The organism is Aeromonas sp. QDB17, assembly GCF_027705305.1.
Taxonomy (GTDB): domain Bacteria; phylum Pseudomonadota; class Gammaproteobacteria; order Enterobacterales; family Aeromonadaceae; genus Aeromonas; species Aeromonas caviae.
In genome coordinates this window covers 18,986-32,271 of the sequence record NZ_JAPDBP010000006.1, presented here as the reverse complement: position 1 = coordinate 32,271, position 13,286 = coordinate 18,986, and the positions used below count along the sequence as shown (strand labels likewise).

Annotated in this window: 14 protein-coding genes and 2 pseudogenes; all 16 read left to right on the top strand. The window is 62.8% G+C overall.

Annotation, left to right across the window (positions count from 1 at the left end; all coding sequences use genetic code 11):
- Positions 1-19 precede the first annotated feature (19 nt).
- The 16 genes and pseudogenes from OKC41_RS06975 to OKC41_RS06900 all read left to right on the top strand — a co-directional run bounded on the left by OKC41_RS06975 (position 20) and on the right by OKC41_RS06900 (position 13,284).
- Complete coding sequence (locus OKC41_RS06975) at positions 20-430, top strand: VOC family protein (protein WP_049636300.1); 411 nt, start codon at positions 20-22, stop codon at positions 428-430.
- Between the two features lie 102 nt (positions 431-532).
- Positions 533-1,222, top strand: a complete 690-nt coding sequence (gene phoB, locus OKC41_RS06970; protein ID WP_010673471.1) for a phosphate regulon transcriptional regulator PhoB — start codon at positions 533-535, stop codon at positions 1,220-1,222.
- Positions 1,223-1,294: 72 nt separating this feature from the next.
- Positions 1,295-2,590, top strand: coding sequence for a phosphate regulon sensor histidine kinase PhoR (phoR, locus tag OKC41_RS06965; RefSeq protein WP_010673472.1), 1,296 nt, complete (start codon positions 1,295-1,297; stop codon positions 2,588-2,590).
- 273 nt (positions 2,591-2,863) lie between these two features.
- Positions 2,864-3,838, top strand: a complete 975-nt coding sequence (locus tag OKC41_RS06960) for a PstS family phosphate ABC transporter substrate-binding protein (protein ID WP_039039286.1) — start codon at positions 2,864-2,866, stop codon at positions 3,836-3,838.
- 152 nt (positions 3,839-3,990) lie between these two features.
- On the top strand, positions 3,991-4,806 hold the full coding sequence (locus tag OKC41_RS06955; protein WP_010673474.1) for a M48 family metallopeptidase: 816 nt from the start codon (positions 3,991-3,993) through the stop codon (positions 4,804-4,806).
- On the top strand, positions 4,794-5,300 hold the full coding sequence (locus tag OKC41_RS06950) for a GNAT family N-acetyltransferase (protein ID WP_201894446.1): 507 nt from the start codon (positions 4,794-4,796) through the stop codon (positions 5,298-5,300). Before OKC41_RS06955 ends, OKC41_RS06950 begins: the two co-directional genes overlap by 13 nt.
- A gap of 109 nt (positions 5,301-5,409) precedes the next feature.
- Complete coding sequence (locus OKC41_RS06945; RefSeq protein WP_201894445.1) at positions 5,410-6,312, top strand: ROK family protein; 903 nt, start codon at positions 5,410-5,412, stop codon at positions 6,310-6,312.
- A 41-nt stretch (positions 6,313-6,353) separates the two neighbouring features.
- On the top strand, positions 6,354-7,079 hold the full coding sequence (locus tag OKC41_RS06940; protein WP_201894444.1) for a copper homeostasis protein CutC: 726 nt from the start codon (positions 6,354-6,356) through the stop codon (positions 7,077-7,079).
- Positions 7,080-7,117: 38 nt separating this feature from the next.
- Positions 7,118-7,207, top strand: a pseudogene (locus OKC41_RS06935) (copper homeostasis protein CutC); the annotation flags it as partial.
- Positions 7,208-7,245: 38 nt separating this feature from the next.
- Positions 7,246-7,335 (top strand): annotated as a pseudogene (locus OKC41_RS06930) (copper homeostasis protein CutC); the annotation flags it as partial.
- A gap of 199 nt (positions 7,336-7,534) precedes the next feature.
- A complete protein-coding gene (locus tag OKC41_RS06925; RefSeq protein WP_010673478.1) occupies positions 7,535-8,146 on the top strand; it encodes an FKBP-type peptidyl-prolyl cis-trans isomerase in 612 nt (203 codons plus the stop codon).
- A gap of 137 nt (positions 8,147-8,283) precedes the next feature.
- A complete protein-coding gene (locus OKC41_RS06920) occupies positions 8,284-9,165 on the top strand; it encodes an ABC transporter ATP-binding protein (RefSeq protein WP_042015023.1) in 882 nt (293 codons plus the stop codon).
- Positions 9,166-9,244: 79 nt separating this feature from the next.
- Positions 9,245-10,258: an ABC transporter permease gene (locus tag OKC41_RS06915; RefSeq protein WP_201894443.1), complete on the top strand. Its 1,014-nt coding sequence runs from the start codon at positions 9,245-9,247 to the stop codon at positions 10,256-10,258.
- Complete coding sequence (locus OKC41_RS06910) at positions 10,243-10,554, top strand: DUF2845 domain-containing protein (protein WP_029313965.1); 312 nt, start codon at positions 10,243-10,245, stop codon at positions 10,552-10,554. The genes OKC41_RS06915 and OKC41_RS06910 overlap by 16 nt, the downstream gene beginning before the upstream one ends.
- A 460-nt stretch (positions 10,555-11,014) precedes the next feature.
- Positions 11,015-12,034 (top strand): amino acid ABC transporter substrate-binding protein, encoded by a 1,020-nt coding sequence (locus OKC41_RS06905; protein ID WP_010673482.1) that lies wholly within the window; start codon positions 11,015-11,017, stop codon positions 12,032-12,034.
- A gap of 62 nt (positions 12,035-12,096) precedes the next feature.
- Positions 12,097-13,284, top strand: coding sequence for an amino acid ABC transporter permease (locus OKC41_RS06900; RefSeq protein WP_048208147.1), 1,188 nt, complete (start codon positions 12,097-12,099; stop codon positions 13,282-13,284).
- The last annotated feature ends 2 nt before the right edge of the window (positions 13,285-13,286 follow it).

Genomic DNA, 13,286 nt, shown 5'->3' with positions numbered 1-13,286 from the left:
CCATCCGAGGAGAGATGCCATGGCACAACACATTGGCGCCCTGACGCTGCTGGTGGCGGATTACGACGAGGCCATCACCTTCTTCACCCGGGGAATGGGCTTCGAGCTATTGGAAGACACCCCCCTCGACGAGCCGGGCAAACCGGGCAAACGCTGGGTGCGGGTCGCTCCCAAGGGTGCTCCCGGTTCCGCCCTGCTGCTGGCGCGCGCGGCCAACGAGGAGCAGCGCGCCGCCATCGGTCGCCAGGGGGGCGGTCGGGTCTTCCTGTTCCTCGAGACCGACGACTTCTGGGGCGATTACGAGCGGATGCAGGCCTATGGTGTTCATTTTTGTGAACAGCCGCGCCTCGAACCCTACGGCACCGTGGTGGTGTTCGAGGACATCAGTGGCAATCGCTGGGACCTGCTGCAACTCGCTGCTGCCAACTGAATCTGAAAACGTTTATCATCCCGCCCGTCATAAAGTCATAAAAGTGTCACAGAAAGTTCTAATAATTGGCGCACCCATCTTCACAGAGGAGAGAGAAGGGATATGGCTAAGCGAATTCTGGTGGTCGAGGACGAGGCACCGATCCGCGAAATGCTCTGCTTCGTGCTTGAGCAGAAGGGATATGAAACAGTAGAAGCAGAAGATTACGCCGATGGACTGGCAAAGGTGCGCGAACCCTACCCCGAACTCATCGTGCTGGACTGGATGATGCCAGGCGGCAGCGGTATCCAGTTTCTCAAGCAGCTCAAGCAGGATGAGATGACTCGCCAGATCCCGGTGGTGATGCTGACCGCCCGGGGCGAGGAAGAGGACAAGGTGCGCGGGCTCGAGGCCGGTGCCGACGACTACATCACCAAGCCCTTCTCCCCCAAGGAGCTCACCGCCCGCCTGCACGCCGTGATGCGCCGCGTCTCTCCCACCTCGGTGGACGAGGTGATCGAGGTGCAGGGGCTCAAGCTGGATCCCGTTTCCCACCGGGTCAGTGCCGAGGAGAAGGCCCTCGACATGGGGCCGACCGAATTCAAGCTGCTGCACTTCTTCATGACCCACCCCGAGCGGGTCTACAGCCGCGAGCAGTTGCTCAACAACGTCTGGGGTACCAACGTGTATGTCGAGGACAGGACGGTGGACGTGCACATTCGCCGCCTGCGCAAGGCCATCGAAGAGACGGGGCACGACAGATTGATCCAGACGGTGCGCGGGGCCGGCTACCGCTTCTCGACCCGTCTCTAGGTCAGGGCCAGTGCCGCCAGCTCCTGCCGGCGGGCATTGGACCCGGCTCTTTGCTGTCTCTAGGAGATCTTAATGTTGCAACCTTACGCCTGGCGGCGACAGTTGTGGCGAATGGCGTTCTTCTACAGCCCCTTCGTCTTGGTAGGTTGGTTAATCGATCATCTCGTTCTTTGCCTGCTGGTGGCCACTGTGGTGCACCTGGTCTGGCACTACCGCTTCCAGAAGCGGCTGTCGGACTGGCTGTGGCACGATCGCAGCCTGGTGCCGCCCCACGGCAGCGGCAGTTGGGAGCACATCTTCAACGGCATCTACAAGTTGCAACAGCGTCACCGGGCCCGGCGCCGGGAGCTGGCGGGCCTCATCCGCCGTTTTCGGGAAGGGGCGGAGGCGCTGCCCGATGCGGCCGTGGTGTTTCGCACCGACGGCAGCATCCTCTGGTGCAACCGGCTGGCGGAGCAACTGCTCGGCTTTCGCTGGCCCGAGGATGCCGGCCAGCACATCGGCAACCTGATCCGTCACCCCGCCTTCGTCGCCTATCTGGGCAAGGGGCAGTATGACGAGCCGTTCGAGATGCACTCCCCCATCAACGAGGAGAAGTTCCTCGAATTTCGCATCATGCCCTATGCGGAGGACCAGGCCATGCTGGTGGTGCGGGACGTCACCCGGCTGCGCAGCCTGGAGAAGACGCGCAAGCACTTCGTCTCCAACGTCTCTCACGAGCTGCGCACCCCCCTCACCGTGCTCAAGGGCTATCTGGAGATGACCGAGGAGCCGCCGCCCCCCGCCATGTGGGCCAAGGCGCACAAGGTGATGATGGAGCAGACGATCCGCATGGACAATCTGGTCAACCAGCTGCTCACCCTGTCGCGCATCGAGGCGGCGCCCACCGTGGATCTCTCCCATCTGGTGGACATGCCCGCCATGTTGGGGCTGCTGGAGCAGGAAGCGCGGGCGCTCTCCGGCGAGCGGGCCCACGAGATCGTCTTCATGGTTCAGCCCAATCTGCTGGTGCGCGGGGATCAGGATCAACTGCGCAGCGCCGTCTCCAACCTGGTCTACAACGCCATCCACTACACCCCGGCGGGGCGCAAGATCACTGTGGAGTGGCGCAAGCAGGGGAGCATGGCGCTGTTTGCGGTGCAGGATGAGGGGGAGGGGATCCCTCCCGAGCATCTGGCGCGGCTCACCGAGCGGTTCTATCGGGTCGACAAGGCCCGCTCGCGCCACACCGGAGGGTCCGGGCTCGGCCTTGCCATCGTCAAGCATGCCCTGAGTCATCACGATGCCCATCTCGATATCGAGAGCCGGGTCGGTGCGGGCAGCCGCTTCAGCTTTCTCATTCCCGCCCGTATGGTGCTGGTGAAATAATATTTTGTGTCAATGTGTTAGCAACGATAGAAGGGCTGCATCGCAGCCCTTATTTCATCCGGGCCACTCTCGGCCCATGTCATCAAAGTGTCATATAAATTCCATAAATTTGTCACTGCCAGGCCAGATACTGGCGCCGTCTTAAAGAACGGACCTTCTGTAACACTGGAGAAGGAGTGGTGCTGGCCCACGGATCATTGCGATCGGGTGTCAACCACGTTTAGACGTCAACCTGACGATTGCCTTCTGCAACCTTGGACTTGGAGAGATTGGATGAAACTCAACAAACTGGCTGGTGTCATCGGATTCACCGCAGCAACCCTGTTTTCTGTCAGCGCTCTGGCTGCCGGTGTGGATAAAGACCTGCCGGAATACACACCGACCAGCGGCATCTCGGGCAACCTGTCCTCTGTCGGCTCGGACACCCTGGCCAACATGATGACCCTGTGGGCCGAAGAATTTAAGCGCATGTATCCCAACGTCAACGTGCAGATCCAGGCCGCCGGTTCTTCCACCGCACCGACTGCCCTGACCGAGGGCGTCGCCCAGTTTGGCCCCATGAGCCGCGCCATGAAGGCCGGTGAAGAGGAGGCATTCGAGAAGCGCTACGGCTACAAGCCGACCGCCATCCGCGTCGCCGTCGATGCCCTGGCCGTGTTCGTCAACAAGGACAACCCCATCAAGGGGCTGACCATGTCGCAGATCGACGCCATCTTCTCCAGCACCCTCAAGTGCGGCGAAGCCAAGGCGGCCACCAAGTGGTCTGATCTGGGTCTGGACGGCAGCTGGTCCGGCAAGGATCTGCAACTGTTCGGTCGCAACTCCGTGTCCGGTACCTACGGTTACTTCAAGGAACACGCCCTGTGCAACGGTGACTTCAAGAGCGGCGTGAACGAGCAGCCGGGCTCCGCCTCCGTGGTACAGTCCGTCTCCTCCTCCCTGAACGGCATCGGCTACTCCGGTATCGGCTACGTCACCTCCGGGGTGCGCGCCGTTCCGCTCTCCAAGGATGGCAAGACCTTCATCGAGGCGAGCTCCGACAACGCCATCACCGGCAAGTACCCGCTGTCGCGCTTCCTGTACGTCTACGTGAACAAGCATCCGAACAAGCCGCTCTCCCCGATGGAGCAGGAGTTTGTGAAGATGATGCTCTCCAAGGCGGGCCAGACCATCGTTGCCAAGGACGGCTATGTGCCGGTCCCGGCCAAGGTGGTTCAGGCCGACCTGAAGAAGCTGGGCATCATGTAACAGAACATGCCCTTGCAGAAAAACGAGCCCCATGCGGGCTCGTTTTCATTGGTGCGCTTCAGGATCTTTTTGGTCGCAGGGCGCAGCGCCCGGCTTGCGCCGGGCGGCGGCATTTCCGAGAATAGGGCAACTTCACGGCAAAGGACCCTCTCATGCGCGCATCTTCCCTCTCCAGACTGGCCCTGACGGCCTTGTGCAGCGCCCTGCTGGCCGGCTGCGCCCAGTCGCCGACCGGTCGCAACCAGATGCTGCTCTTCTCCCCCCAGCAGATGAACCAGCTGGGGGCCGACTCCTTCACCCAGATGAAGCAGCAGGAGAAGGTGAGCACGGATGCCAGGATGAATGCCTATGTGGGCTGCGTGGCCAAGGCGGTGACCGCCCAGGTGCCTGCCAGCTATGGCATCACCAGCTGGGAGGTGGTGGTGTTCGACTCCAAGGAGATCAACGCCTTCGCCCTGCCCGGCGGCAAGATAGGCGTGTACAGCGGCCTGCTGAAAGTCGCCAAGAATCAGGACCAGCTCGCCACCGTCATCGGTCACGAGCTGACCCACGTGCTGGCCCAGCACTCCAACGAGCGCCTCTCCCGGGATCAGCTGACCGGTATCGGGCTGGCGGTGGCGGACGCCGCCATCGGCAGCAGCGACAGCCTCGGGGGCGCTGCCACCATGGCCGCTCTGGGCCTCGGGGTCCAGGTGGGGATAGCCCTGCCTTATGGCAGAACCCAGGAGAGCGAGGCGGACCGGCTCGGTCTCGAGCTGATGGCCCGCGCCGGGTTCAACCCTGCCGAAGCCGTCACCCTGTGGCAGAACATGAGCGCCGCCTCCGGTGGCAAGGCACCGCCCCAGCTGCTCTCCACCCACCCCAGCGACCAGAGCCGGATCGCCAACCTGCAGGCCCAGCAGGCCGAAGTGCAGCCCCTGTACCAGCAGGCGAAAGCATCAGGGCTGGTACCCCAGTGCAAGGCGTAAGCCTGCGCCTGGCGCGTCCCGCCGATGCCGCCGCCATGACGGTGATGCAGCGGGCGAGCTGGCTGGCAGCCTACGGGGAGGTGCTGGGGGCCGACATGCTGACCCAGCTGGCGGTGACCGACCACCTGCAGATCTGGCGACACCGCCTCGCCGAGCCCGGCCCCGTTCCCATGCTGGTCTGCCAGGACGACGTGGTCATCGGCCTGCTCTACTGGCAGCCCTCTTTGGAGGAAGGCTTGATGACGGCGCGGATCCGGGCGCTCTACCTTCATCCCGATCACTGGCGTCAGGGTCATGGCAAACGGCTGTGGCAGGCGGTGGCGGTGCAGATGCGCCGGGCCGGTTGCGAGTGCGTCAGGCTCTGGCTGCTGGATGGCAATCACATCGGCGAGGGATTCTACCTGCGCCGCGGCTTCATGTTCGACGGTCAGGAGCGCACCCTGATGAGCCTCGGACAACCTTGCCAACAGCGACAAATGTTCCGTTTGCTTTGAGCTGGCTCCCGTTTTTCGCCCTCGGTCACTTTATTTTTTTTGCGAATTAATACAATGTGCCCCATCTGGACAGACTGAGGTGGCCGGGTCCACCACAAGGGAGTGTGGCATGTACTACGGATTTGACATTGGCGGCACCAAGATAGCGTTCGCTGTGTATGACGGCGCCTTGAATCTCTGTCACGAGGAGCGCATGAGCACTCCCGGCAATGATTACGAAGGGTTGCAGCAGCTGATCCGCGAGCGGGTCGAGGCGGCGGATGCGCGCTTCGGGGTGAAAGGGGCCGTCGGCATCGGGTTTCCGGGGATCCTCAATCGCCTCGACGGGAGCATAGTGGCGGCCAACCTGCCCGCCATCCATGGCCGCCATCTGGGGGCGGATCTGGCCGAGCTGCTGGGCCGACCGGTCAAGGTCGACAATGACGCCAACTGTTTCCTCTGGTCGGAAGTGCATCAGGGGGCCGCAGACGGTGCTGGCAGCGCCCTCGGCGTCACCATAGGCACCGGCATCGGCGGCGCCGTCTATCTGGCGGACAAGCTCATCCAGGGGCGCAACTGGCTGGCGGGGGAGATAGGTCACTACCCGCTGCCCGCCACCATCCTGATGAAATACCCGGATTTGCCCCGTCCTCGCTGTGGCTGCGGGCGCCTGGTCTGTTTCGAAACTTATGCGTCGGGCACGGGCCTGGAGCGGCTATACCACCATGTTCATGGGGAACGGGTGAGCGGCCACCAGATCGTCGCCCGTGCCGATGCCCGTGAGGCGGCGGCCCTCTCGACCATCGACTGCTGGCTCGAGATCATCGCCGCCGGCCTCGCCACCGCCATCTCGGTGATTGATCCCGATGTGGTGGTGCTGGGGGGCGGCCTGAGCGCCCTGCCAGCCCTCTATGAGGAGTTGCCCAAACGTCTGCCCGGCCACCTGCTGCCCGGTGTCGCCCTGCCGGCGATCCGCGAGGCCCGCTTCGGTGGTGCCGGCGGTGTGCGCGGTGCAGCCCTGCTCAATCTGTGAGATCGGACAGAGGGTCTGATCTCCCCGAACAAGGAGTCATCATGACCCGTCTTGAAATCTGTATCGACAACCTCGAATCCCTGTTCACCGCCCAGGCGGCCGGCGCCGATCGCATCGAACTCTGCTCTGCGCTGGGGCTGGGCGGTCTCACCCCCTCCTATGGCTTCATGCAGCAGGTGGCGCGCCACGCCACCATCCCCGTCTACGCCATGATCCGGCCACGTGCAGGGGATTTCTGTTTTGGCGAGGGGGAGTTCGACATCATGCTGCAGGATATCGCCGCCGCCCGTGCCGCCGGCCTGCAAGGGGTGGTGGTCGGTCTGCTGGATGAAGATGGACGGGTACCCGAAGGCAAGCTCCGGCAACTGGTCGAGGCGGCGGGGCCGCTCGGCGTCACCTTCCACCGGGCCATCGATCTCTCCTCCGACTGGCGGCTGGATCTCGAGACGATCGTCGCGGCGGGTTGCGAGCGCATTCTGAGCTCCGGCCATGCGCCGACCGCGCTGGCGGGGCTCGAAACCTTGCAAGCCATGCACCAGGCGCTGGCGGGACGGGCCAGCCTGATGCCGGGGGCCGGGGTCAACGCCGACAACGTGCACACCATCATCGAATTCACCGGGGTCAATGAAGTGCACATGTCCGGCATGGGCTGGCGCGGCGGCATGGTGCCCCATGGTGTGAACATGGGCACCTCTGACGATGGTCGGGTCAACATCACAGACGGCGCCAAGGTCGCGGCGGTGCGGGCTCTGTTGGACAGGGCCTGATACTGACCGTGCGGCGCCATGGTGCCGCTCTCTGTGACGTCAACATGGGTACCTCGGACGATGGCCGGGTCAACATCACCGACGGCGCCAAAGTCGCAGCGGTGCGGGCACTGCTGGACAGGGCCTGATACAGGCCGTGCGGCGCCATGGTGCCGCTCTCTGTGACGTCAACATGGGTACCTCTGACGATGGCCGGGTCAACATCACCGACGGCGCCAAGGTCGCAGCGGTGAGGGCACTGCTGGACAAGGCCTGATACGGCTTGAATGTGAGCAGGGGGGATTGTGCTGTTTTTTTCCTCCCTTCTCCCCTTGCGGGAGAGGGGGCGGGGATGAGGGGGCCGATGTGAGGCGTCTCCCACCGGCGGGCAATTGAGGGGCGTCTTGGCAGCACGGTGCAAAAAAGTCTGTTATCATCCCGTCTCTTTTACCATCAGGACCCGGAGCAACCTCTCAATGTCCCAATACGACTCTATCGAACAGAAGGCCAGCTACGGCATCGGCCGCAACATGGGCGACCAACTGGCTCAGCAAGCCTTCGCCGGTCTGGATATCCCGGCCCTGCAACAAGGTCTGGCAGATGCCCTGAACGGTCTGGAGTTCGCGGTCAGCCGTGACGATATCAACGATGCCTTCCAGGTCATCACCGCCCGCATGCAGGAAGAGCAGGAAGCTGCCGCCAAGGCCGCTGCTGCCGAAGGCGAAGCCTTCCTGGCCGACAACGCCAAGCGCGCCGAAGTGAAGACCACCGACTCCGGTCTGCAATATGAAGTCATGGTCGAAGGCAATGGCGCCGTGCCGGTTGCCGGTCAGTCCGTGCGCGTGCACTACCACGGTACCTTCACCCACGGTGGCGTGTTCGACAGCTCAGTTGCGCGCGGCCAACCGGCCGAGTTCCCGGTGACCGGCGTGATCGCCGGTTGGGTGGAAGCGCTGCAGATGATGCCGGTTGGCTCCAAGTGGAAGCTCTACATTCCGCAGGATCTGGCCTACGGTGCCCGTGGCGCCGGCTCCATCCCGCCGTACTCCGCTCTGGTATTCGAAGTGGAGCTGCTGGACATCCTGTGATCCGGCTGGCGTGATGCAAACGGCGACCCTGGGGTCGCCGTTTGTTTTTGGGCCGCCCAAACGGGCCATGTGTCTTCGGCGGGGATTTGGATATAGTCAGAGCGTCGTCCATTCCGGCCATGTGAGGGAGACACGCCATGGCAGCCATCATCGAGGTCGTCGATCTCGTCAAGCACTTCCCCGGCGTCAAGGCGGTGGACGGGCTCAGCTTTGCCATTCCCGCCGGCAGCTGTTTTGGCCTGCTCGGCCCGAACGGGGCGGGCAAGACCACGACCATCGAGCTGCTGGAGGGGATCCTCACCCCGGACAGCGGCCAGATCCTGTTTCACGGCGCCCCGCGCGGCCCGGATTATCGCTCCCGCATCGGCATCCAGTTCCAGCACACGGCGCTGCAGGATTTCCTGACGGTGCGCGATACCCTGCGCCTGTTCGCCAGCCTCTACCCCAATCCCTTGCCACGGGAGCTGCTCATCGATCTGTGCGCCTTGGGCGAGTTCATCGACAGGGACAGTCGCAAGCTCTCGGGGGGCCAGCGTCAGCGCCTGCTGCTGGCTCTGGCCCTGCTCGGGGATCCCGAACTGCTGTTTCTGGATGAGCCCACTACAGGACTGGATCCCCAGGCGCGCCACCACTTCTGGCAGCGAATAGAGGCGATCAAGGCCCAGGGCAAGACGGTGGTGCTCACCACCCACTACATGGATGAAGCGCAGCAGCTGTGCGATCTGATTGCCATCGTCGATCACGGCCACCTGCTCAGTCTGGATACGCCTGCTGCCCTGCTGGCTCAACACTTCGACGGCGTACTGGTGCGTCTTGGGGGGCACCCGGCCCTGGCTGGGCTCGGCTATCCCCTGCGTCCGGTCGGCGATCAGGTGGAGCTCTGTTGTCCCGACGTGGCGACACTGCTGCCAGCCTTGCTGGATCTTGGTGTGCCCCTCACCGGCATGCAGGTGCGCTCCCCCAATCTGGAGGATCTCTTCCTGAACCTGACCGGCCACAGCCTGCGGAGCGGCGCATGAGAGGGATGACCGAGTTCTGTCTGACCGTAGCCTCCGGGCTGCGGTGCGCCGTGCCGACATGTAATCCCGGGAGTGGACGATGAAGGGGTCTCTCAAGCGCATCGGGGCGCTCTTCTATGCCCGTACCCTCGAGTTCGTACGCGATCGCGCGGCCCTGGTGTGGAACCTGCTTTTCCCGCTCCTGCTGGTCATCGGCTTCTCCCTCATCTTCTCCGGCCCGCCCAAACCGCTGGTGCAGATCGGGGTGGTGGGGGAGCTGCCTGCGGCCTATACCCCGCTGCGCGCCGTGCCGCTGCTCAAGATCATCCCCTATGACGAGGCGTCGAGAGGCCAGCTCAAGGTCCGTCACCATCAGCTGGACCTGCTGCTCTCACCCGCCGGGGGGCGTTACTGGGTAAATCCGGACGCTCCTCAGGGGGCCATGGCCGAGTATCTGCTGCGCCAGGCGGTGCAGGTGCCCTTGCAAAGAGATACCCTGAGCGGGCGCGCCATCCGCTACGGCGACTGGCTGCTGCCCGGGGTGATCGGCATGAACCTGATGTTCTCCGGCCTGTTCGGTGTCGGGTTTGTCATCGTGCGTTATCGCAAGAACGGGGTGCTGAAACGGCTGCGAGCCACGCCGCTCGGCGCGCTGGAGTTTCTTTTCGCCCAGTTGCTGTCACGGGTGCTGATCACCCTGGTGGTGAGCCTGCTGGTCTTCTGCGCGGCCTACTGGCTGCTGGATGTGCCCCTCATCGGGTCGGGGTGGCTGCTGCTGGTGATCGCCCTGGCGGGAGGAACGGCCATGGCCTCCCTTGGCCTGCTCATCGCGGCTCGCCTGCAGAACGAGGAGCTGGCGAGTGGTTTGCTCAATCTCATCAGCTTGCCCATGATGTTTTTATCCGGTGTCTGGTTCTCGCTGGAAGGCGCGCCCGCCTGGCTGCAGCAGCTTGCGGCCAGGCTGCCCCTCAGCCAGATCATCGAAGCAGCCCGCTCCGTGATGCTGGAAGGGGCGGGATGGCAGGAGGTGGCAGGCCCTCTGGGCCAGGTCATGGTGTTCGCCCTGGTGTGCATCTCGCTGGGAACCATGCTGTTCAAATGGAGTGCAAAATGAAACCTGTTCTGTGGTTGTTGCTGGTGGCGGCCTTGCCTGTGCAGGCAGGTACCCTGCGTTGCAAGAACGCCTTGCTGACCGAGGGAGACACCACGGCAGAGCTGCTGGTTCGCTGCGGCCAGCCGATGCTCAAGGAAGATCTCACCCGCTTCGAGGAGAACGGCTTCGGGGCGAGAGTGACGGTCAAGTATGCCGAACGCTGGACCTACAACTTCGGCAAGCGGGAATTCATGCAGTTTGTCACCGTCGAAAACGGCGTCATCACCGACATTGCGGATGGTCCACGGGGAGGATGACCTCCTGGTTTTCTGAAGCCCAGCCTGCGGGAGATGAGGTCGCCATTTCCCTGCCTTTTAGCTCCTGTTTATTTGCTTTTCCCTGCCTGTTTTCGCCATTTTTCCATATGGGATCATGCTGCCTCACTCTGGTGCTTTTGGCATAAAACCGAATCTGATGAGTCAGTTGTCAGCAGAAATGGCTGCCCCAATGCGGTGCAGCCGATTTATTTTCGAAAAATAATCCTCATGCCAAGAAGGGTTTTAAGCAGCAGGCTATTTGGCAAATAAGGGTCTACTTTTGATTCTGAGAGTGCATATTCCCCCGTTTAGATATTTTGTTCTGTTGCACCATGGTTGGGCCGGATTGCACCGATTGACAGGTTTTTCTGCGGCTGGATAAGCTGCCAAAAAGCAGGGAAACGATGGCATCTCGCTAGATTTTGATGCCTGTTCGAATCAAACCACAGGGAAGAGTGACATGAAGCAGATACACAAGGCAGGTATGGTGATGGCGCTGTCGCTGATGGCAGCCAATGCGTGGGCGGACGGTACGCTGGATGCCGTCAAGAAGAAGGGATTCGTGCAGTGCGGGGTCGGTGACGGCCTGCCCGGGTTCTCCAACCCGGATGCCAAGGGAACCTGGACCGGGCTCGACGTGGACGTGTGCCGCGCCGTGGCCGCCGCGGTACTGGGGGATGCCAGCAAGGTCAAGTATGTCTCCCTCACCGCCAAGGAGCGCTTTACCGCCCTGCAGTCCGGGGAGGTGGACCTGCTCTCGCGCAACACCACCTGGACCCTGACCCGGGATGGGTCGCTGGGCCTCACGTTCGCCGGGGTGAACTACTACGACGGGCAGGGGTTCCTGGTCAAGCAGTCCCTCGGGGTCAAGAGCGCCAAGGAGCTTGACGGTGCCGCCGTCTGCATCCAGTCCGGTACCACCACCGAGCTCAACCTGGCCGACTATTTCCGCGCCAATGGCGGCATGAAGTACACCCCAGTGGTGTTCGATACCTCGGATCAGACCGTCAAGGGCTTCGAAGCCGGCCGCTGTGACGTGCTGACCTCGGATCAGTCCCAGCTCTATGCCCTCAAGATCAAGCTCACCAAGCCAGAGGAAGCCGTGGTGCTGCCGGAGGTCATCTCCAAGGAGCCGCTGGGCCCAGCCGTGCGTCAGGGTGACGATCAGTGGTTCAAGGTGGTGCGCTGGAGCCTCAACGCCATGCTCAATGCCGAGGAGGCCGGGGTCACCTCTGCCAACGTGGACGAGATGCTCAAGTCCACCAACCCTGACATCCGTCGCCTGCTGGGGCTGGAAGAGCCCAAAGGGACTGTGCTGGGGCTGGATGACAAATGGGCCTACAACATCGTCAAACAGGTCGGCAACTACGGTGAATCCTTCGATCGCAACGTCGGTGCCGGCTCCCCCCTCAAGATTGATCGCGGCATCAATGCCCTCTGGAACAAGGGCGGTCTGATGTACGCGCCACCCATCCGCTGAGTCGACAGTCACCGGGGGGCCTGGCCCCCCATGTTTTCCCTGGCTTTGTCGGAGTCATCCTCATGGCGTTACACGCATCAAACCATAGGAAAGAACAGGGCCGCTGGTGGTATGACGCCAAGGTGCGGGCGCTGCTCTTCCAGTGCCTGGCCATCGCGGCGGTTATCGGGTTTCTGTTCTACATCGTCAACAATGCCCTGACCAATCTGGCCACCCGTGGCATCACCACAGGCTTTGATTTTCTGGGCAACACGGCCGGTTTCGGCATCTTGCAGAGCCTCATCCCCTACGACGAGACCTATACCTTCGGTCGCACCTTCGTGGTGGGCCTGCTCAACACCCTGCTGGTCTCCGTGCTCGGCATCCTGTTTGCCACCCTGCTCGGGTTCGCACTCGGGGTCGCGCGCCTGTCGCGCAACTGGCTGGTGGCCAAGATAGCGGCCGTCTACATAGAGACGTTTCGCAACATCCCGCTGCTGCTGCAGATCTTCTTCTGGTACTTCTCGGTGCTGCGTACCCTGCCTTCCCCGCGTCAGAGCGTGGATATAGGCGGGCTCGCCTTCCTCAACGTGCGGGGCTTCTATCTGCCCAAGCCCCTGTTCGAAGAGGGATTCGGCTACGTGCTCTGGGCACTGGTACTGGCGGTGCTGCTGAGCTGGGGGCTGGGCCGCTGGGCTCGCCGCCGTCAGGCCCTGACCGGCAGGATCTTCCCGTTCTGGCGCTGTGTGGCCGCCCTGGTCATGCTGCTCCCGGGGATCACCTTCCTGCTGGCGGGAAGCCCGCTCAGCTGGAGCGTGCCCGCGCTGCAGGGGTTCAACTTCCGGGGGGGGCTGACGGTGCTGCCGGAGCTCGCGGCCCTCTTGCTGGCGCTCACCATCTATACGGCGGCCTTCATCGCCGAGATAGTGCGATCCGGCATCCTGGCCATCAGCAAGGGGCAGACTGAGGCGGCTTCCGCCCTCGGGCTCTCGCCCACCAAGACGCTGCGCCTGGTGATCATTCCCCAGGCCATGCGGGTCATCATTCCTCCCTTGACCAGCCAGTATCTGAACCTCACCAAGAACTCCTCCCTGGCGACCGCCATCGGCTACCCGGATCTGGTCTCGGTGTTCATGGGGACGACTCTCAACCAGACAGGGCAGGCCATTGAGGTCATCGCCATGACCATGGGGGTCTATCTCGTCATCAGTATCACCACCTCGGTGCTGATGAACATCTACAACCGCAGAATGACGCTGGTTGAGCGCTAGGG